This is a genomic window from Kluyvera ascorbata ATCC 33433 (genome assembly GCF_000735365.1).
Lineage (GTDB): Bacteria > Pseudomonadota > Gammaproteobacteria > Enterobacterales > Enterobacteriaceae > Kluyvera > Kluyvera ascorbata.
The window spans coordinates 40,304-60,569 of sequence record NZ_JMPL01000006.1; the positions used below are offsets into that span (position 1 = coordinate 40,304).

Sequence of the window (20,266 nt, forward strand, 5' to 3'; positions counted from 1 at the left end):
AAATGGCCATGCTTATCTGCATGGCCATTTTTTATTGCCTGCTGTTGTAGCCCGGCCAAGCGCAGCGCCGCCGGGATAGGTCAGACTTACAGCTTCGCAAACACCCGACGCGCCGCGTCAATGGTGTTATTGATGTCTTCTTCGCTGTGGGCGATGGACATAAAGCCCGCTTCAAACGCCGACGGTGCCAGGTACACGCCTTCATCCAGCATCAGGTGGAAGAAACGCTTAAAGCGCTCAACGTCGCACTTCAGCACGTCCTGATAGCAGGTGACTTCTTTACCCTCGGTAAAGAAGATCCCGAACATCCCGCCCACGTTGTTCACCACCAGTGGAATGCCGGTCTCTTGCGCGGCATCCAGCAGTCCTTGTGCCAGTTGGTTGGTCAGATCGGTCAGCGTTTCGTGTACGCCCGGCTGTGCCACTTCGGTCAGGCAAGCAAAGCCCGCTGCCATCGCGATTGGGTTACCGGAAAGCGTACCTGCCTGGTACACCGGGCCCGTTGGTGCCAGCGCGTCCATCACGTCGCGACGGCCACCGAAAGCGCCCACCGGCATACCGCCGCCGATGATTTTGCCAAGGCAGGTCAGATCCGGCACCACGTCGTAGTAGGACTGTGCCCCTGCCAGCGCCACGCGAAAGCCGGTCATCACTTCATCGATAATCAGCAGCGCGCCAAACTCGTCGCACAGCGCGCGCAGGCCCGGCAGGAAATCAGCCTGCGGTGGAATGCAGTTCATGTTACCGGCAACCGGTTCAACGATGATGCAGGCAATCTCCTGTGGGAACTGCTCGAACGCGGCGCGTACGGAAGCCAGATCGTTATAAGTACAGGTGAGGGTGTGCTTAGCGAAGTCCGCCGGTACGCCCGGTGAATTTGGCTGGCCGAGGGTCAGCGCGCCGGAACCCGCTTTCACCAGCAGGCAGTCGGCGTGGCCGTGGTAGCAGCCTTCGAATTTGATGATTTTGTCACGGCCGGTGAAACCGCGCGCCAGACGGATGGCGCTCATGGTGGCTTCGGTACCGGAGTTCACCATACGCACCATGTCCATGGTTGGCACCAGTTCGGTCACCAGCTTCGCCATGGTCACTTCCATTTCGGTTGGTGCGCCGAAGCTCAGGCCGCGCTCTGCCGCTTCAATCACCGCATTGCGGATGGCAGGGTGGTTATGACCCAGCACCATCGGCCCCCAGGAACCGACATAATCGATATAGGCTTTGCCATCCACGTCGTACAGATAGGCACCGTCCGCACGCTCGATAAACAGCGGCGTACCGCCGACACCGGTGAAAGCACGTACCGGTGAGTTGACCCCGCCAGGGATAAGTTCACGCGCTGCGCTATAGAGGTTTTCAGATTTGCTCATTGCCAGGATCCTGGTTCGTGAAAAATGTTTTGTCCGCTATTCTAAATTATTCCACAGAAGTTATGAAATTTTTGCCTGATTGCAACAAAGCACTCGTAGCGTAATTTTTTCGCGACGTAGCGCACAGGCTTGGGTAAAATGCCCTCCCTTCCTATTTGTATTACCAATTAGTGATGACGGTATGAAAGCAGAAATACCCCCTTTAGAGGCACAGCGAATAGTGCATAAACGTCGCCGCGATGTGGTGCGTAAATTACTGAACCGCGATAAAACACCGCTGATGGTGCTGCTGATGTCCGCCGTAGTCGGCACGCTTGTTGGGGTGGTTGGCGTGGCATTTGAACATGCGGTGAACTGGGTGCTGAACGTGCGTATCGGTACGTTGGTGCAGGTTGCCGACCACTGGTATCTGGTCTGGCCGCTGGCGTTTATCCTGTCGGCGCTGTTAGCCATGTTCGGCTACTGGCTGATGCGACGTTTTGCGCCGGAAGCGGGCGGCTCGGGCATTCCGGAAATTGAAGGCGCGCTGGAAGACCTGCGCCCGGTTCGCTGGTGGCGCGTGCTGCCGGTGAAATTCTTTGGCGGCTTGGGGACGCTCGGCTCGGGCATGGTGCTTGGACGCGAAGGTCCAACGGTCCAGATTGGTGGGAATATCGGGCGCATGGTAGGCGATATCTTCCGCCAGCGCGGCGAAGAATCGCGCCACACCTTACTGGCAACCGGCGCGGCAGCGGGGCTGTCGGCGGCGTTTAACGCGCCGCTTGCGGGGATCCTCTTTATTATTGAAGAGATGCGCCCGCAGTTCCGCTACAGCCTTATCTCCATTAAAGCGGTGTTTACCGGCGTTATTATGTCGAGCATCGTGTTCCGTATCTTCAACGGCGAAACGCCGGTGATTGAAGTCGGCAAACTGAGCAATGCGCCGGTTAACACGCTGTGGCTTTATCTGGTATTGGGTGTGATTTTTGGCTGTGTTGGCCCGCTGTTTAATACCCTGGTGCTGAAAACACAGGATATGTTTTTCCGTATTCATGGCGGCAATACGAAAAAATGGGTGTTGATTGGTGGTCTGATTGGCGGTGGCTGTGGTGTGCTGGGGCTGTTTCAGTCGGCGGCGGCGGGCGGTGGTTTTAACCTGATTCCGATTGCGGCGGCGGGCAACTTTACCGTCGGAACGCTGCTGTTTCTGTTTGTGGCTCGTGTTATCACCACGCTCTTGTGCTTCTCTTCCGGTGCGCCGGGCGGTATTTTCGCGCCGATGCTGGCGCTGGGCACCTTGCTGGGCACGGCCTTTGGTGTGGCGGCGATGCATCTCTTTCCTGCCTACAATCTGGATGCGGGGACCTTTGCTATCGCCGGAATGGGCGCGCTGTTGGCGGCTTCTGTGCGTGCGCCGCTCACCGGGATTGTGCTGGTGCTGGAGATGACCGACAATTATCAGCTCATTTTGCCAATGATTATTACCGGGCTCGGTGCCACGCTATTAGCGCAGTTCCTCGGCGGACAACCGCTCTACGCCACGATTCTGGCGCGCACCCTGGCGAAGCAGGAGGCCGAGCAAGAGGCGAAAGCCAGGCAGTCGGCCCCGGAGAATACTTGAACGATTTACTAGGGTATTAGATAATGGCCAAAAGAGTCGGGTTATTATTTGCCCAGACCCGCTGTATTAATGGGAGCAAAAAATGAGTGATGACGTAGTGCTGCCGCTGGAGTTTACCGACGCCGCAGCCAAAAAAGTAAAAGTCCTGATTGCGGATGAAGAGAATCCAAACCTGAAGCTGCGTGTGTACATCACGGGCGGCGGTTGCAGCGGCTTCCAGTATGGCTTTACCTTTGATGACCAGATCAACGAAGGCGACATGACCATCGAGAAACAGGGCGTAGGCCTGGTGGTCGACCCGATGAGCCTGCAGTATCTGGTAGGCGGTTCGGTGGATTACACCGAAGGTCTGGAAGGTTCTCGCTTTATCGTAACCAACCCAAATGCAACCAGCACCTGCGGCTGCGGTTCTTCCTTCAGCATCTAAGCTTGCTGACCAGATAAATGAAAAGCCCACCGAATGGTGGGCTTTTTTTGTATTTCTTGTAGCCCGGACGAGGTGCGCTAGCGTCGACTCCGGGGCATCCCCATCGGCGCTGTGCTTGGCCGGGCTACACAGGTTTAACGCCAGTTATCGTCCAGAGCAAAGGTCGGCAGCTTCAGATGCCAGCGAATGGCCGCCAGGCGAATGGCCAGCGTCACCACCATTCCCATCATGCTGGCGTTTTCCAGCGGTACCTGGAAAGTGTAATAGGCGGTGGCGTGCACAATCCCGCCGATAATACAGGCGGTGGCATAGATTTCTGTTCGTAGAATCATCGGCACTTCACGTGCCAGTACGTCGCGGATTATCCCGCCACCCACGCCGGTGACCACGCCCATGCAGACGGCGACAAGCGGCCCAGAGTGGGCGAGAAACGCTTTGTTCACGCCGATACCAACAAACACGGCGAGCCCCACGGCATCGAGCACCGGCAGCACCCATTTGGGCAGGCGGCGCGGCTGACGCACCAGAACAATCGTGAGCATACTGGTCACCATCGCCACCACCAGGTCCGTGGGGTCTTTCACCCAGAATACCGGGCCGTTGGCCAGCGCCATATCGCGAATGGTCCCACCACCGACGGCGGTAACGACTCCCAGTACCAATACGCCAAAAGGGTCCATCCGTAGCTTTCCCGCCAGCAGTACGCCGGAGACCGCGAAAACGATGGTGCCTACAATATCCAGCCAATAGACAAGCATGACCAATTACCCGATTAATTAACCTGCGACAGCGCAGTACAGAGTTGTTTTGCGGCGAGGATAATACGTGGGCTCGCGCGTTCAAACCAGTCACTATTGAGGGGAATAATCGGGATTGTGAGCTGGCTTGCCCAGTACTGCTGGATTTTCGGAATCTGACCTACATCGCCGGCCGCGACAATCACCTGCGGCTTACGCATCAGCACCTGTTCGCGACTTACCTGAGGCCAGGCTACCCGGCTGTCGGCAAAGATGTTTTGACCGCCGCAGATTTCCAGCACCTGGTTCTGAATGGCGCTTTTGTTGCTGGTGAAAATAGGGTTAAAGCCAAACTGCATAAAGACCCGTTTTTTCGGCTTACTGGCGTACTGCGCCTTTAGCTGTGCGTAGTCGCTCAGCAGCGCGGTGGCCGCCTGCTCGGCTTTCTCCGGGTGTGGACTCCATTTCGCCAGTTGGCGAAGCGTCGCGGCAATTTCTTCAATACTGTGCGTATCAACCCACAGGACGGTAATACCCAGCGAACGCAGTTGGTTGACCTGGCGTTCGGCGTTGCCTTCTTTCCACGCTAATACGACGTCCGGGTGCAGCGCGACTATACGTTCAAGGTTAATCCCTTGCCAGGAGGCGACCTGTTCTATCTCTTTTGCGGCGGCGGGGTAGTCAGACCAGGCGCTGACGCCAACGGGCGTGATCCCGGCGGCAAAGGCCAGTTCGGTATTCGCAGGGGATAGGGTGATAACCCGCGGCGCGGCGAAAAGCCACGCCGGGGTGCTAAGCAGCAGGGCAAGTAGCCCTGTTATCAGCCGCTTAGCCACGCGCCAGTTTCTGTACCAGCGTTTCGACCATCAGGGTCGACTGCTTCGCGGCAACGGCCAGGAACTCTTCGAAGCTCAGGTGAGACTGCTGATCGGCAACGTCGGAAATCGCGCGAACGACTACGAACGGCACGCCAAAGTTGTGGCAAACGTGGGCAATAGCCGTGGCTTCCATCTCTACGGCAATGGCCTGCGGGAAGTTGTGACGGATTTTCGCCAGCGCGACGGAGCCGTTGATGAAGGCATCACCGCTGACGATCAGGCCGCGCACGGCGTTCAGGTCGAGGGATTTGATGCACGCTTCAGCGGCGGCAATCAGTTTGTCGTCGGCTTTAAACGCCGCAGGGCAACCTGCCATCTGGCCAATTTCGTAGCCGAATGCGGTAACGTCGGCATCGTGGTAGCGCGCTTCGTCAGAAACCACGATATCGCCCACTTTCAGCGTTGGCGCAAGGCCGCCCGCAGAGCCGGTGTTGATAATCACGTCTGGCTGGCAGCGCTCCAGCAGCAGCGCAGCACCCATTGCGGCGGCAACTTTACCAATGCCGGACTTCAGTAACGCGACATCTACGCCGTTCAGCTGACCCGTGTAGATTTCGCTACCGCCGATGGTGATAGTCTGACGATTTTCGATTTTGTCACGCAGCAGCGTAACTTCTTCTTCCATTGCGCCAATAATGCCGATTTTCATAGATTTACTCGCGATGTGCCATGTTTAAAGGCATAGTCTATCATGCGGTTCAGGGGAAGCGCATTGCTTGCGACGGAGAGGCTATGACTAAGATTGATTTTCGCAATAAAATTAACTGGCGTCGGCGCTATCGTTCACCGCAGGGTGTCAGCTCCGAACATGAGATTCTGCGCATTTTTGAAAGCGATCGCGGGCGCATTATCAACTCACCGGCGATACGTCGCTTGCAGCAGAAAACGCAGGTGTTTCCGCTGGAGCGTAACGCGGCTGTCCGTACCCGCCTCACGCACTCGATGGAAGTCCAGCAGGTGGGGCGTTACATCGCCAAAGAGATACTGAGCCGCTTAAAAGAGAAAAAGCTGCTGGAAGTTTACGGGCTGGATGACTTGACCGGGCCGTTTGAAAGTATCGTAGAGATGGCCTGCCTGATGCACGATATCGGCAACCCGCCGTTTGGTCATTTTGGTGAAGCGGCAATCAACGACTGGTTTAGCCAGCGTCTGGCCCCGAAAGATGCGCTGAGTCAGCCATTAAGCCATGATCGCTGTGAAGTTGCCGACCTGCGGTTGAGAGAGGGCGAAGAGACGCTCAATACGCTGCGCAGCAAAGTGCGTCAGGACCTGTGCCATTTTGAAGGGAACGCGCAGGGGATCCGCCTGGTACATACCCTGATGCGCATGAACCTGACCTGGGCGCAGGTGGGGTGCATCTTAAAATATACGCGCCCGGCCTGGTGGGCGACAGAGACCCCGGCGACGCACAGCTATTTAATGAAAAAGCCCGGTTACTACCTGGCGGAAGAGCCCTATATTGAACGTTTACGTAAAGAACTGGATTTAGCACCTTACAATCGCTTCCCATTAACCTGGATTATGGAAGCAGCGGATGATATTTCTTATTGTGTGGCTGACCTCGAAGATGCGGTGGAAAAACGCGTCTTCAGCGTCGAGCTGTTGTATCAGCATTTATATGACGCCTGGCCGGAGCATAACAAAGGCTCGTTGTTTGCTCAGGTCGTCGAAAATGCGTGGGATAAATCCCGTTCAAACTCATTAAGCCGTAGCACAGAAGATCAGTTCTTTATGTATTTGCGGGTGAATACATTAAATAAACTGGTGCCTTACGCGGCACAGCGGTTTATTGAAAATCTTCCGAAGATTTATCAGGGTGATTTTAACCATGCGCTGCTGGAAGATGACAGTAGCTACAGCCAATTGCTGAAGCTATATAAGAATGTTGCAAGAAAACATGTGTTTAGCCATCCAGAGGTTGAGCAACTTGAACTCCAGGGCTACCGGGTGATTGGTGGGTTGTTGGATATTTACGCGCCTTTGCTTAAATTATCCTTAAGCGATTTTAGTGAGCTTGCAGAACAAGAACGTGTGCGCCACTTGCCTATCGAATCCCGGCTATTTTGCAAGCTCTCAACACGCCATCGTTTAGCTTACGTTGAGGCAGTAAATAAACTTTCTCGTGATTCCGTCGATTTTCCGGTAATGGAATATTATTATCGTTGTCGCCTGCTTCAGGATTATATCAGCGGGATGACGGATCTCTACGCATGGGATGAATATCGTCGCTTGATGGCGGTAGAATAATCAGAAGTTTTGTAAAGACGCTCAATAAATTTTTACTTTTAGCTGATGCAGTTGCACGGAACTTAGTGCCATAAAGTGAATCTGATAGTCACGAACATAGCAATTTTGCGTAATCTGATATTGAGATTGAAACACATGAAAAAAACCACGTTAGCAATGAGTGCACTGGCTCTTAGTTTAAGTCTGGCTCTGTCTCCGTTGTCCGCTAGCGCGGCCGAGACGGCATCTTCTTCCGCATCCGCTGCGCAGCCAATGCCAAGTCTGGCACCGATGCTGGAAAAGGTGATGCCGTCTGTCGTCAGCATTAATGTTGAGGGCAGCACAACGGTAAACACGCCGCGTATGGGACGTAACTTCCAGCAGTTCTTCGGCGACAACTCGCCGTTCTGCCAGGACGGTTCCCCGTTCCAGAGCTCCCCGTTCTGTCAGGGCGGCGCTGGCCCGGATGGCGGCAACCAGCCGCAGCAGCAACAGAAATTTATGGCCCTTGGTTCTGGGGTCGTGATTGACGCCGCGAAAGGCTACGTCGTCACCAACAACCACGTGGTGGATAACGCCAATTCCATTAAGGTTCAGCTGAGTGACGGTCGTAAGTTTGACGCGAAAGTGGTGGGTAAAGACCCGCGTTCCGACATTGCGCTGATTCAGATTCAGGATCCGAAAAACCTGACGGCAATTAAGCTGGCGGACTCTGACGCCCTGCGCGTTGGTGACTACACCGTGGCTATCGGTAACCCGTTTGGTCTGGGTGAAACCGTGACTTCCGGTATCGTCTCCGCGCTGGGTCGTAGCGGCCTGAACGTTGAAAACTACGAAAACTTTATCCAGACCGATGCGGCCATTAACCGCGGTAACTCCGGCGGCGCGCTGGTGAACCTGAACGGCGAGCTTATCGGTATTAACACCGCTATCCTCGCACCGGACGGCGGTAACATCGGTATCGGCTTCGCCATCCCGAGCAATATGGTGAAAAACCTGACCGACCAGATGGTGAAATTTGGCCAGGTGAAACGCGGTGAGCTGGGCATTATGGGGACCGAACTGAACTCCGAGCTGGCGAAAGCGATGAAGGTCGACGCTCAGCGCGGTGCTTTCGTAAGCCAGGTCATGCCGAACTCTTCTGCGGCGAAAGCCGGGATTAAAGCCGGTGACGTGATTACCTCACTGAACGGTAAGGCGATCAGTAGCTTCGCGGCACTTCGTGCGCAGGTCGGCACCATGCCGGTAGGCAGCAAAATCAGCCTTGGCCTGCTGCGTGACGGTAAGCCGGTAACGGTAGAACTAGAACTTCAGCAGAGCAGCCAGACCCAGGTTGACTCCAGCTCTATCTTCAGCGGTATCGAAGGGGCTGAAATGAGCAACAAAGGTCAGGACAAAGGCGTGGTGGTGAATACCGTGAAAGCGGGTTCTCCGGCAGCGCAGATTGGCCTGAAGAAAGGGGACATTATCGTGGGCGCTAACCAGCAGGCGGTGAAAAACATCGCTGAGCTGCGCAAAATCCTCGATAGTAAACCTTCCGTACTGGCGCTGAACATCCAGCGTGGCGATAGCTCCATCTACCTGCTGATGCAGTAATCGTGACCTCAACCCTTTCCCCGCCCGGGGAAAGGGTTTTTCCCTTCGTAATGTGAAGCACCCCACAACTCCATAGTTCTCAACCGTGCTTTGTGCATTTGCACAGTGCGGCGCTTTTGTATCTTTCTTATCATGTAACCTGCTCATAGGAGGGGTTCATGGCTAGCTGGCATCTTGATACTAAAATGGCGCAGGATATCGTGGCGCGCACCATGCGCATTATCGATACCAATATTAACGTAATGGATGCCCGCGGTCGCATTATCGGCAGTGGCGATCGTGAGCGTATTGGGGAATTGCACGAAGGCGCGCTGCTGGTGCTCTCTCAAGGGCGCGTGGTGGACATCGACGATGCCGTTGCCCGACACCTGCACGGGGTGCGTCAGGGGATTAACCTGCCGCTGCGCCTGGAAGGCGAGATTGTCGGCGTTATTGGCCTGACCGGAGAGCCTGAAACGCTGCGAAAATACGGCGAGCTGGTGTGCATGACGGCGGAGATGATGCTGGAACAGTCTCGTCTGATGCACCTGCTGGCGCAGGATAGCCGCCTGCGTGAAGAGTTGGTGATGAACCTGATTCAAGCCGAAGAGAACACCCCGGCGCTGACCGAATGGGCGCAGCGACTGGGCATTGACCTCAATCAGCCGCGTGTGGCGGCGGTGGTGGAAGTCGACAGCGGGCAGTTGGGCGTTGACAGCGCGATGGCTGAGCTTCAGCAGCTGCAAAATGCGCTGACGACGCCAGAGCGTAATAACCTGATTGCGATAGTTTCGCTGACCGAAATGGTGGTGCTGAAACCGGCGCTCAACCAGTTTGGACGCTGGGATGCAGAAGATCACCAGAAGCGAGTAGAACAGCTGATTTCCCGCATGAAAGAGAATGGGCATCTGCGTTTTCGCGTGGCGCTCGGCAACTACTTTACCGGGCCGGGCAGTATCGCCCGTTCCTACCGTACGGCGCGCACCACCATGATGGTGGGTAAACAGCGCATGCCGGAGAGCCGTAGCTATTTTTACCAGGATTTGATGCTGCCAGTACTGCTCGACAGCCTCCGCGGTGGCTGGCAGGCCAACGAGCTGTCGCGTCCGCTGATGCGCCTGAAGGCGATGGATAATAATGGCCTGCTGCGTCGGACGTTGACGGCATGGTTTCGCAACAATGTGCAGCCGCTGGCGACCTCAAAGGCGCTGTTTATTCACCGAAATACGCTGGAGTATCGATTGAACCGAATTTCGGAGCTGACCGGGCTTGATTTGGGGAATTTCGACGACAGGCTGCTGCTGTATATTGCGTTGCAGTTGGATGAACAACGATGAGCTAATGGAACCCGGGGTCGCTTGCGCTCGCCCGGGAAGACAAACCGCATAAAACTTACTTATTGCGGGTCAACTTCTCCAGATCGGCTTCAATTTCGCTGATCTTGTTGGTGACGACGCTTTCGAGATGGCGCAGATCGTCAAGGATCTTACGCTTAAGATCGACTTCCGTGCGATCGCGCTGGCAGATTTGGTCCAGCTCATCAATCACGTAGCGCAGATTTGGGCTTATCTCCTGCACTTCCTTGAAACCCTGACCATCACCGGCGATGGTTTTACGCTGGCGCGGATATTTGAACTTCACGCTCTTGGCGAAAAACTCACCCTTGTCCTTCTGGAAATAGATTTTCAGGATATCGTTGTTGGCTTCCTGCCGGAGGCTGTAACGATCGATTTCATCGGGATTGGTAATCCCCAGGCTTTTCAAATTATCGTACATAGCGGTACCCCTGTTCTAAATTAACTATTGAATAATTAACGAAAAAATCTATTTCCGCCAGCTTACGAATAAAAAAAAGCGGGGTTGCCCCCGCTTTTTCGCATCTTATTAATCGATAGTACGCAGTAGCTCGTTGATGCCCACTTTACCGCGGGTTTTGGCATCCACTTTCTTCACAATCACCGCGCAGTACAGGCTGTATTTGCCGTCTTTGGATGGTAGGTTGCCGGAAACGACAACGGAGCCTGCCGGTACGCGACCATAGAAGACTTCGCCGGTTTCGCGGTCGTAGATTTTGGTGCTCTGACCCAGGTATACGCCCATAGAGATTACGGAACCTTCTTCTACGATAACGCCTTCAACGACTTCGGAGCGTGCGCCGATGAAGCAGTTGTCTTCGATGATGGTTGGGTTAGCCTGCAGTGGTTCCAGAACGCCACCGATGCCAACGCCGCCGGACAGGTGAACGTTTTTACCGATCTGCGCGCAAGAACCGACGGTCGCCCAGGTATCCACCATGGAGCCTTCGTCAACGTAAGCACCGATGTTCACGTAGGATGGCATCAGTACGGTGTTGCGAGCGATGAATGCGCCCTGACGAACCGCAGCCGGTGGCACTACGCGGAAACCTTCTTTCTGGAAACGCGCTTCGTCGTAGTCAGCGAATTTCATTGGTACTTTATCGAAGTAGCGGCTTTCCGCACCGTCGATAACCTGGTTATCGTTAATACGGAAAGAGAGCAGAACCGCTTTCTTCAGCCACTGGTGAGTTACCCACTGACCGTCAATCTTTTCAGCGACACGCAGCGCGCCGGAATCCAGCAGGGAAATCACCTGGTTAACCGCTTCGCGGGTTACGGTATCCACATTTGCCGGCGTGATGTCGGCGCGACGCTCAAAAGCGGACTCAATAACGTTCTGTAATTGCTGCATTGTTTCTCTTTCCATTTACTTAAAAAAAATACGTCACCCTTTATCGTTTGGATTGAGGGCTGCTGTCAACCGTTGTTGCACTTCTTGTTGGAGCACATTATTAAGCGCACGCCGGTCGGCGGTGGCGATTATAAATAAATCTTCTACTCGTTCACCAATTGTCGTAATTCTCGCCCCGTGGAGCGAGATCCCGAGGTCGGCAAACACCTGGCCGACGCGAGCGAGCAGGCCGGGCTGATCGAGGGCAATCAGTTCGAGGAACGATTTCCGGTCGGTGTGGGTCGGCAGGAAATTGACTTCGGTATCGACCGAGAAATGGCGCAGTTTTGCCGCCTGACGACGCGGCTGCGGCGGCTGCCAACTGCGTTGAGTAATTGCCTGTTCCAGCCCAAAACGAATGGCTTCATGGCGGTCACCGGAGAGCGGACTGCCGTCTGGCTCAAGTACGATAAAGGAGTCCATCGCCATGCCGTCACGGGTGGTGAAAATCTGCGCGTCGTGCACGCTGAGATTGCGGCGGTCGAGCTCGGCGCAAACGGCGGCAAACAGATACGGTCTGTCCGGGCTCCAGATAAAAATCTCGGTACCGCCGCGGGTGGCCTGCGGACTGAGCAAGATCATCGGCTGGGTGAGGTCGTGCTTCAACAGATGACGGGCGTGCCATGCAAGCTGGTTTGGCGTGTGGCGCACAAAATAGTTGGCGCGACAGCGGTTCCAGATTTGGTGCAGCGTCTCCTCATTAATGTTGTCCATACGCAGCAGCGCCAGCGCCTGCATCTGATGATGGCGGACGCGCTCGCGCATATCCGGCGTGTTCTGCATCCCACGACGCAGCTGCTTTTCGGTGGCGAAGTAGAGCTCGCGCAACAGGCTCTGCTTCCAGCTATTCCACAGGGTTTCGTTGGTTGCGCAGATATCGGCGACCGTCAGGCACACAAGGAAACGCAGACGGTGCTCGGTCTGCACCTCTTCGGCAAACTGCTTGATCACTTCCGGGTCCTGAATATCGCGGCGTTGAGCGGTGACCGACATCAGCAGATGCTGACGTACCAGCCAGGCAACTAATTGGGTTTCCCGCGAGTTCAGACCGTGTAGCTCGGCGAACTTCAGGACATCCTGCGCGCCAAGAATGGAGTGGTCGCCGCCGCGCCCTTTGGCAATATCGTGGAACAGGGCGGCAATCAGGATAAGCTCTGGATGGTTCAGCCGCGGCCAGAGATCGACGCACAGCGGGTGGCGCGAACGCGTCTCTTCATTGGCGAAGCTCTCGAGCTTCAGCAATACGCGAATGGTGTGTTCATCGACCGTGTAGGCATGGAACAGGTCAAACTGCATCTGACCGACGATATACGACCACTGCGGCATGTAGGCCCACAGTACGCTGTGGCGATGCATCGGCAGCAGGCCGCGGCTGACGGCGCCCTGGTGGCGAAGCATGCTCAGGAACAGCTCACGCGCTTCCGGGATATAGCACAGCGGCTGGCTGAGGTGACGACGGGCATGGCGCAGATGACGTAACGTGGTCGAGTAAATACCGGTAATGCTGCTGTTACGCACCATGATGTGGAACATGCGCAGAATGGCCTGCGGCTCGCGGATGAACAGGGTGTCGTCGCGCAGGTCGATAAGCGTACCGCGCAGTTGGAAATCGTCGTCAATCGCTCGCGGCTTTTCATCTTCAGTGAGGGCGAGAATCGCTTCGTCAAACAGCTGCAACAGCATGTGGTTTAGCTCGCCGACGCGGCGGGTGACGCGATAGAAATCCTTCATCATATGTTCGATCGGCTGGTTGCCTTCGCCTTCGTATTTCAGGCGACGGGCAACGCTGAGCTGGCGGTCGAACAGCAGGCGGTTGTCATAGCGATTGAGTTCGAGGTGCAGAGCGAAGCGGATGCGCCACAGCAGGTGTAGACATTCGTTTAACTCATTGCGCTCGGCTTCGGTCAGGAAGCCGAAGCTCACCATCTCATCCATTGAGGTCGCGCCAAAGTGACGGCGAGCGACCCACTGAATGGTATGGATATCGCGCAGGCCGCCGGGGCTGCTTTTAATATCGGGTTCGAGGTTGTAGCTGGTGCCGTGATAGCGCTGGTGGCGCGCCTCTTGTTCGGCAACTTTGGCCGGGAAGAACGTTTCTGACGGCCAGAAGCCTTCGCTGAAAATATGCTTTTGTAGTTCGAGGAACAGCGCCACATCGCCAATCAGCAGGCGTGATTCAATCAGGTTGGTGGCGACGGTTAAGTCTGATAAGCCTTCCAGCAGACACTCTTCCAGCGTACGTACGCTGTGGCCTACTTCTAGCTTGATATCCCACAGCAGCGTCAGCAGTTCGCCGATTTTCTGCGCCTGCTCATCGGGCAGCTTTTTGCGGCTCAGTATCAGCAGGTCAACGTCGGAAAGCGGGTGCAGCTCACCGCGACCATAGCCGCCCACGGCGACCAGCGCCGCATCTTCTACGGGACCAAAACCGTACAGCAGCCACAGGCGTTGCAGCAGTTGGTCGATAAATTCGGTGCGCGCTTCAATCAATTGCTCGGCAGAGATGCCTTCATCAAAGGCAACGCCCAGCCAGCGCTGAAACTCATCGAGCCGGTTTTTGATATCGGTGCAGTTCAGACTGGCTTCGGGCCAATCGACCGGATTCTCCGGCTGGCCGGGCAGGGCAGGGAGGATTGTACAAGCCAGTTCAGGTATGGAGTTACTCATAGCGCGCGCCGCCCATAAGAAAAAACTATCACCCATAAAAAAAGCCGGCATTCGCCGGCTTTCGTTATTCGTTGTGCGAGATTATCGCCGGGATGGTGTCATCCTTGCGTAACGTCAGTATTTCGCAGCCGTTGTCTGTCACCACAATAGTATGCTCGTACTGCGCAGACAAGCTTCGGTCTTTGGTTTTTACCGTCCAGCCGTCTTTCATGGTGCGGATTTCTTTCTTACCGGCGTTAACCATCGGCTCGATAGTAAAGGTCATGCCCTGTTTCAGCACCACGTCAGTTTCGCGAGAGTCGTAGTGCAGTACCTGCGGCTCTTCATGGAAGCCGCGGCCAATGCCGTGACCGCAGTATTCGCGTACCACAGAGAACCCTTCCGCTTCCACAAACTTCTGGATAGCTGCGCCAATTTCACGCAGGTTCACGCCCGGTTTCACCATTTTCAGTGCCACATACAGGCTTTCCTGAGTCACGCGGCACAGACGCTCGCCCAGAATGGTTGGTTTACCCACGATAAACATTTTGGAGGTGTCACCGTGGAACTCGTCTTTGATGACCGTGACGTCGATGTTGACGATGTCGCCATCTTTCAGGTGTTTTTCGTCATCCGGAATACCGTGGCATACCACTTCATTAATGGAGATGCAGACGGATTTCGGGAAACCGTGGTAGTTCAGGCAGGCGGAGACCGCTTTCTGCTCGTTGACGATGTAGTCGTTGCAGATGCGGTCCAGTTCGCCGGTGGTCACGCCAGGCTTCACGTACGGTTCGATCATTTCCAGCACTTCGGCGGCCAGGCGGCCGGCAACGCGCATTTTTTCAATATCTTCAGGGGTCTTAATAGAAATCGCCATGGAATATGTCCATCAGTGTCGATTTTTTCGACAATAATTGAGTGTTAGTAATGTCAATGTTAACAGCCCGAGGCGCCTGGTGCCAAATTGAGAATCATTCTGAACTTCGCCTTTCGTGCCCTGCGTCGGAGATAACAACTGTTGGTATCTGCGCCGCTTTTATGGTATAAAGCGCGCCGAACTTCCGCTCATTCTTGTTTTGTCCGGAAGCGACAAATCTCACTTTGTGTAAATAACACACACGTATCGGCACATATTCCGGGGTGCCCTTCGGGGTCGGTAATATGGGATACGTGGAGGCATAACCCCAACTTAATCTATAGAGGTTTTAACCATGGCAACTGTTTCCATGCGCGACATGCTCAAGGCTGGTGTACACTTCGGTCACCAGACCCGTTACTGGAACCCGAAAATGAAGCCTTTCATCTTCGGCGCACGTAACAAAGTTCACATCATCAACCTTGAGAAAACTGTACCAATGTTCAACGAAGCTCTGGCTGAACTGAACAAGATCTCTTCTCGTAAAGGCAAAATCCTTTTCGTTGGTACTAAACGCGCTGCAAGCGAAGCTGTGAAAGATGCTGCTCTGAGCTGCGACCAGTTCTTCGTGAACCATCGCTGGCTGGGCGGTATGCTGACTAACTGGAAAACCGTTCGTCAGTCCATCAAACGTCTGAAAGATCTGGAAACTCAGTCTCAGGACGGTACTTTCGACAAGCTGACCAAGAAAGAAGCGCTGATGCGTACTCGTGAGCTGGCGAAACTGGAAAACAGCCTGGGCGGTATTAAAGACATGGGCGGCCTGCCGGACGCACTGTTCGTTATCGATGCTGACCATGAACACATTGCTATCAAAGAAGCGAACAACCTGGGTATCCCAGTATTCTCTATCGTTGATACCAACTCTGATCCAGATGGCGTTGATTTCGTTATCCCTGGTAACGACGATGCAATCCGTGCTGTGACCCTGTACCTGAGCGCAGTTGCTGCTACCGTTCGTGAAGGCCGTTCTTCTGATCTGGCTTCCCAGGCGGAAGAAAGCTTCGTAGAAGCTGAGTAATAAGGCACGCTCGAAAGAGCCCTTATAAACCAGGTAGTAACACGTTTGGTTAGGGGGCCTGTTTATGGCCCCCTTTTTCACTTTTAAATCTGTGCGGTTTATCGCCGGGCAGATCAAATCTTCCGAGGATTTTAGAATGGCTGAAATTACCGCTTCCCTGGTAAAAGAGCTGCGTGAGCGTACTGGCGCAGGCATGATGGATTGCAAAAAAGCCCTGACTGAAGCTAATGGCGACATCGAGCTGGCAATCGAAAACATGCGTAAATCCGGTGCTATCAAAGCAGCGAAAAAAGCAGGCAACGTTGCTGCTGACGGCGTGATCAAAACCAAAATCAATGGCAACATCGCCTTCATTCTGGAAGTTAACTGCCAGACTGACTTCGTTGCTAAAGACTCCGGTTTCCAGGCATTTGCTGACAAAGTTCTGGACGCAGCTGTTGCTGGTAACATCACCGACGTTGACGTTCTGAAAGCACAGTTCGAAGAAGAACGCGTTGCGCTGGTTGCTAAAATCGGTGAGAACATCAACATCCGTCGCGTGGCTTCCCTGGAAGGCGAAGTTCTGGGCAACTACCAGCACGGTGCTCGCATCGGTGTTCTGGTTGCTGCTACTGGCGCTGACGAAGAGCTGGTTAAACAGCTGGCAATGCACGTTGCTGCAAGCAAGCCAGAATTCGTTAAACCAGAAGACGTATCCGCTGAAGTGGTAGAGAAAGAATACCAGGTACAGCTGGACATCGCGATGCAGTCTGGTAAGCCAAAAGAAATCGCAGAGAAAATGGTTGAAGGCCGCATGAAGAAATTCACCGGCGAAGTTTCTCTGACTGGCCAGCCATTCGTTATGGATCCAAGCAAGTCTGTTGGCCAGCTGCTGAAAGAGCACAACGCTGACGTGACTGGCTTCATCCGCTTCGAAGTGGGCGAAGGCATCGAGAAAGTTGAGACTGACTTCGCAGCAGAAGTTGCTGCAATGTCCAAGCAGTCTTAATTGCTGTAAAGGAGCCGCCTGAGGGCGGCTCTCTTTTGTGCACTAAGGGTTAATGCACAAAATCGTCATGTGAGAATCAGCCTGCTCCTATAGGGATGCACTGGCATGGAACGCATGATGTCACCTGAATTTTTACCATCCCAATCGTGACACTCCAGGAAAGAAAATGGCTACCAACGCAAAACCTGTCTACAAACGTATTCTGCTCAAGCTTAGCGGTGAAGCATTGCAGGGGACTGAAGGCTTCGGTATTGACGCAAGTATTCTTGACCGTATGGCGCAAGAGATTAAAGAACTTGTTGAGCTGGGCATCCAGGTGGGTGTCGTCATTGGTGGTGGCAACCTGTTCCGTGGTGCGGGCTTGGCAAAAGCGGGTATGAACCGCGTTGTGGGCGACCACATGGGCATGCTGGCAACGGTAATGAACGGCCTGGCAATGCGTGACGCACTGCATCGCGCCTATGTGAACGCCCGCCTGATGTCAGCGATTCCGCTGAACGGCGTTTGCGACAACTACAGCTGGGCAGAGGCTATCAGCCTGCTGCGTAATAACCGCGTCGTGATTCTGTCCGCCGGTACCGGCAACCCGTTCTTTACCACCGACTCTGCAGCCTGCCTGCGCGGCATCGAAATCGAAGCCGACGTGGTACTGAAAGCCACCAAAGTTGACGGTGTGTTCACCGCTGACCCAGCAAAAGATCCGACTGCCACCATGTACGAGCAGCTGACCTACACCGAAGTGCTGGATAAAGAACTGAAAGTCATGGATCTGGCTGCCTTTACGCTGGCTCGTGACCACAAATTGCCAATTCGCGTATTCAATATGAATAAACCAGGCGCACTGCGTCGCGTGGTGATGGGCGAAAAAGAAGGCACTTTAATTACGGAATAATTTCCGTTGCGGCCATTTCCGGGTAAGATTCGCGTTTATCCGGCAGAATTGATTCATACTCTATGGATTTCGAGCCGCGGGAAGGCGGCAAGTGAGGGAATCCCGATGAGCTTACTTTAGTAAGTGATTCGGGTGAGCGAATGCAGCCAACGCCCCCGCAGCTTGAAAGACGATGAGTATATTCTGTGGCATGATTTAAACGAGACTATACTTAGCGCATTCATAGCAATGTGTCATCGTCTGGTCGACTGATACTAGTTTTCAAGGATTCGTAACGTGATTAGCGATATCAGAAAAGATGCTGAAGTACGCATGGACAAATGTGTAGAAGCATTCAAAAACCAAATCAGCAAAATTCGCACGGGTCGTGCTTCTCCTAGCCTGCTGGACGGCATCGTCGTTGAGTATTACGGCACCGCTACGCCACTGCGTCAGCTGGCAAGCGTCACCGTAGAAGATACCCGTACTCTGAAAATCAACGTATTCGACCGCTCTATGGGCCCGGCCGTTGAGAAAGCGATTATGGCGTCTGACCTCGGTCTGAACCCAAGCTCTGCGGGTACCGACATTCGCGTTCCGCTGCCTCCGCTGACCGAAGAACGTCGTAAAGATCTGACCAAAATCGTCCGTGGCGAAGCTGAACAGGCGCGCGTTTCCGTGCGTAACGTTCGTCGTGATGCGAACGATAAAGTGAAGGCGCTGCTGAAAGACAAAGAGATCAGCGAAGATGACGATCGCCGTTCTCAGGAAGACGTACAAAAACTGACTGACGTTGCTATCAAGAAAATTGAAGCGGCGCTGGCTGAGAAAGAAGCGGAACTGATGCAGTTCTAAGCTGTGTAAGTTGTGCGATGAACGCCGTACAGGAAGCATTATTGCTTTGCTGGCGGCGTTTTGCTTTTGAACTATCCGGAATATCTCATGAAGCAATTAACTGTCCTGGGCTCAACGGGCTCTATTGGTTGCAACACGCTGGACGTGGTGCGTCACAACCGTGAACATTTTGCGGTAGCGGCACTAGTGGCAGGTAAAAACGTCGAGCGGATGGTTGAACAGTGTCTGGAGTTCACGCCTCGCTATGCGGTGATGGATGACGCAAAGAGCGCTGATGCGGTGAGAACGGCGTTGCGTGAACACGGCAGCCGTACGGAAGTGCTCTGTGGACAGCAGGCAGCGTGCGATGTGGCAGCGCTGGACGAGGTCAATCAGGTGATGGCGGCCATCGTGGGGGCGGCTGGTCTGCTGCCGACGCTGTCGGCTATCCGTGCAGGCAAAAGCATTCTGCTGGCGAATAAAGAGTCGTTGGTGACCTGTGGACGGTTATTCCTCGAGGCGGTAAAACAGCATAATGCGCAGTTACTGCCGGTCGACAGCGAGCATAACGCTATCTTTCAGAGTTTACCGCAAAGCTTTCAGTCCGACTTAGGGTACGCTGACCTTGAGCAGCATGGGGTGTCATCCATTCTGCTTACCGGGTCAGGTGGCCCGTTCCGTGAGACGCCAATCAGTGAGCTCGGCGCAATGACGCCGGATCAGGCTTGTCGTCATCCGAACTGGTCGATGGGACGTAAAATTTCCGTCGACTCGGCCACTATGATGAATAAAGGTCTGGAATACATCGAAGCCCGCTGGCTGTTTAATGCTTCAGCGAAGCAGATGGAAGTGCTGATTCATCCTCAGTCGGTGATTCACTCGATGGTGCGTTACCAGGACGGTAGCGTACTGGCACAACTGGGTGAGCCCGATATGCGTACGCCAATTGCCAATACTATGGCCTGGCCTCATCGCGTGGTTTCTGGCGCGAAGCCGTTAGATTTCTGCAAGATGGGCGCGTTAAGCTTCTCCGAGCCGGATTATGCTCGTTACCCTTGTCTGAAGCTGGCGATGGAGGCTTTTGAACAAGGTCAGGCGGCAACCACCGCGCTGAATGCCGCGAACGAAGTCTCTGTGGCGGCCTTCCTTGACGGGCAAATCCGCTTTACCGATATCGCGAACGTCAATATGGCGGTATTGGATAGCCTTGATCCTGGCGAACCGCAGAGTGTGGACGCGGTATTGGCTATCGATGCGATGGCGCGTGAAGCGGCGACGACGCAGGCAAGACATTTCGTCAGGTAATGAGAGCCGAATCAGCATACAACCCGTCACGGCATTTGTTAGCGTCTGGCTTCAGTGATATAGTCTGCGCCACCCGATCTCAGTGTGTTTTCGCTGCGGGGTCGGGAGAGCCGTGATTTAGCAC

General features: G+C 54.4%; 18 protein-coding genes. 10 read left to right on the plus strand and 8 right to left on the minus strand.

Annotated features, from left to right (window positions below; genetic code table 11):
* Window positions 1–86 precede the first annotated feature (86 nt).
* A complete protein-coding gene (gene hemL / locus GKAS_RS03140; RefSeq protein ID WP_035891948.1) occupies window positions 87–1,367 on the minus strand; it encodes a glutamate-1-semialdehyde 2,1-aminomutase in 1,281 nt (426 codons plus the stop codon).
* 181 nt (window positions 1,368–1,548) lie between these two features.
* Here hemL and clcA point away from each other — a divergent pair, with 181 nt between their 5' ends.
* Complete coding sequence (clcA, locus tag GKAS_RS03145; RefSeq protein ID WP_035891949.1) at window positions 1,549–2,967, plus strand: H(+)/Cl(-) exchange transporter ClcA; 1,419 nt, start codon at window positions 1,549–1,551, stop codon at window positions 2,965–2,967.
* 82 nt (window positions 2,968–3,049) lie between these two features.
* Window positions 3,050–3,394: an iron-sulfur cluster insertion protein ErpA gene (erpA, locus tag GKAS_RS03150; RefSeq protein ID WP_035891950.1), complete on the plus strand. Its 345-nt coding sequence runs from the start codon at window positions 3,050–3,052 to the stop codon at window positions 3,392–3,394.
* Window positions 3,395–3,528: 134 nt separating this feature from the next.
* On the opposite strand, the gene GKAS_RS03155 is transcribed toward erpA, so the two are convergent.
* The 3 genes from GKAS_RS03155 to mtnN are packed head-to-tail and all read right to left on the minus strand — an operon-like array spanning window position 3,529 to window position 5,658.
* Window positions 3,529–4,152: a TRIC cation channel family protein gene (locus tag GKAS_RS03155; protein ID WP_035891951.1), complete on the minus strand. Its 624-nt coding sequence runs from the start codon at window positions 4,150–4,152 to the stop codon at window positions 3,529–3,531.
* A gap of 14 nt (window positions 4,153–4,166) precedes the next feature.
* Entirely contained in the window at window positions 4,167–4,967 is an 801-nt protein-coding gene (gene btuF, locus GKAS_RS03160) for a vitamin B12 ABC transporter substrate-binding protein BtuF (protein ID WP_035891952.1), read from the minus strand.
* Window positions 4,960–5,658, minus strand: coding sequence for a 5'-methylthioadenosine/S-adenosylhomocysteine nucleosidase (mtnN, locus tag GKAS_RS03165; protein WP_035891953.1), 699 nt, complete (start codon window positions 5,656–5,658; stop codon window positions 4,960–4,962). Before mtnN ends, btuF begins: the two co-directional genes overlap by 8 nt.
* Window positions 5,659–5,741: 83 nt before the next feature.
* On the opposite strand from mtnN, the gene dgt reads away from it, so the two are divergent.
* From dgt to cdaR, 3 genes are all read left to right on the plus strand, one after another.
* Complete coding sequence (gene dgt, locus GKAS_RS03170) at window positions 5,742–7,256, plus strand: dGTPase (protein WP_035891954.1); 1,515 nt, start codon at window positions 5,742–5,744, stop codon at window positions 7,254–7,256.
* A gap of 135 nt (window positions 7,257–7,391) precedes the next feature.
* On the plus strand, window positions 7,392–8,831 hold the full coding sequence (gene degP, locus GKAS_RS03175) for a serine endoprotease DegP (RefSeq protein WP_035891955.1): 1,440 nt from the start codon (window positions 7,392–7,394) through the stop codon (window positions 8,829–8,831).
* Window positions 8,832–8,989: 158 nt separating this feature from the next.
* Window positions 8,990–10,147, plus strand: coding sequence for a DNA-binding transcriptional regulator CdaR (gene cdaR / locus GKAS_RS03180; RefSeq protein ID WP_035891956.1), 1,158 nt, complete (start codon window positions 8,990–8,992; stop codon window positions 10,145–10,147).
* 55 nt (window positions 10,148–10,202) lie between these two features.
* On the opposite strand, the gene GKAS_RS03185 is transcribed toward cdaR, so the two are convergent.
* The 4 genes from GKAS_RS03185 to map form a co-directional block, all read right to left on the minus strand.
* Window positions 10,203–10,586 carry a DUF3461 family protein gene (locus tag GKAS_RS03185; protein ID WP_035891957.1) on the minus strand — a complete coding sequence of 128 codons (384 nt, stop codon included), beginning with the start codon at window positions 10,584–10,586 and terminating at the stop codon, window positions 10,203–10,205.
* 108 nt (window positions 10,587–10,694) lie between these two features.
* Entirely contained in the window at window positions 10,695–11,519 is an 825-nt protein-coding gene (gene dapD / locus GKAS_RS03190; RefSeq protein ID WP_004872026.1) for a 2,3,4,5-tetrahydropyridine-2,6-dicarboxylate N-succinyltransferase, read from the minus strand.
* A 33-nt stretch (window positions 11,520–11,552) separates the two neighbouring features.
* Window positions 11,553–14,225 (minus strand): bifunctional uridylyltransferase/uridylyl-removing protein GlnD, encoded by a 2,673-nt coding sequence (gene glnD / locus GKAS_RS03195; RefSeq protein ID WP_035891994.1) that lies wholly within the window; start codon window positions 14,223–14,225, stop codon window positions 11,553–11,555.
* A gap of 64 nt (window positions 14,226–14,289) precedes the next feature.
* The gene (map, locus tag GKAS_RS03200) at window positions 14,290–15,084 is read right to left on the minus strand and encodes a type I methionyl aminopeptidase (protein WP_035891958.1); all 795 of its coding nucleotides are present in this window, start codon (window positions 15,082–15,084) and stop codon (window positions 14,290–14,292) included.
* Window positions 15,085–15,418: 334 nt separating this feature from the next.
* Here map and rpsB point away from each other — a divergent pair, with 334 nt between their 5' ends.
* The 5 genes from rpsB to ispC all read left to right on the plus strand — a co-directional run bounded on the left by rpsB (window position 15,419) and on the right by ispC (window position 20,142).
* Window positions 15,419–16,144 (plus strand): 30S ribosomal protein S2, encoded by a 726-nt coding sequence (gene rpsB / locus GKAS_RS03205; RefSeq protein ID WP_035891959.1) that lies wholly within the window; start codon window positions 15,419–15,421, stop codon window positions 16,142–16,144.
* Between the two features lie 136 nt (window positions 16,145–16,280).
* The gene (gene tsf / locus GKAS_RS03210) at window positions 16,281–17,132 is read left to right on the plus strand and encodes a translation elongation factor Ts (RefSeq protein ID WP_035891960.1); all 852 of its coding nucleotides are present in this window, start codon (window positions 16,281–16,283) and stop codon (window positions 17,130–17,132) included.
* A 166-nt stretch (window positions 17,133–17,298) separates the two neighbouring features.
* Window positions 17,299–18,024 carry a UMP kinase gene (pyrH, locus tag GKAS_RS03215; RefSeq protein ID WP_035891961.1) on the plus strand — a complete coding sequence of 242 codons (726 nt, stop codon included), beginning with the start codon at window positions 17,299–17,301 and terminating at the stop codon, window positions 18,022–18,024.
* A gap of 276 nt (window positions 18,025–18,300) precedes the next feature.
* Complete coding sequence (gene frr / locus GKAS_RS03220; protein WP_035891962.1) at window positions 18,301–18,858, plus strand: ribosome recycling factor; 558 nt, start codon at window positions 18,301–18,303, stop codon at window positions 18,856–18,858.
* Between the two features lie 87 nt (window positions 18,859–18,945).
* Window positions 18,946–20,142 (plus strand): 1-deoxy-D-xylulose-5-phosphate reductoisomerase, encoded by a 1,197-nt coding sequence (gene ispC / locus GKAS_RS03225; protein ID WP_035891963.1) that lies wholly within the window; start codon window positions 18,946–18,948, stop codon window positions 20,140–20,142.
* Window positions 20,143–20,266: the final 124 nt, after the last annotated feature.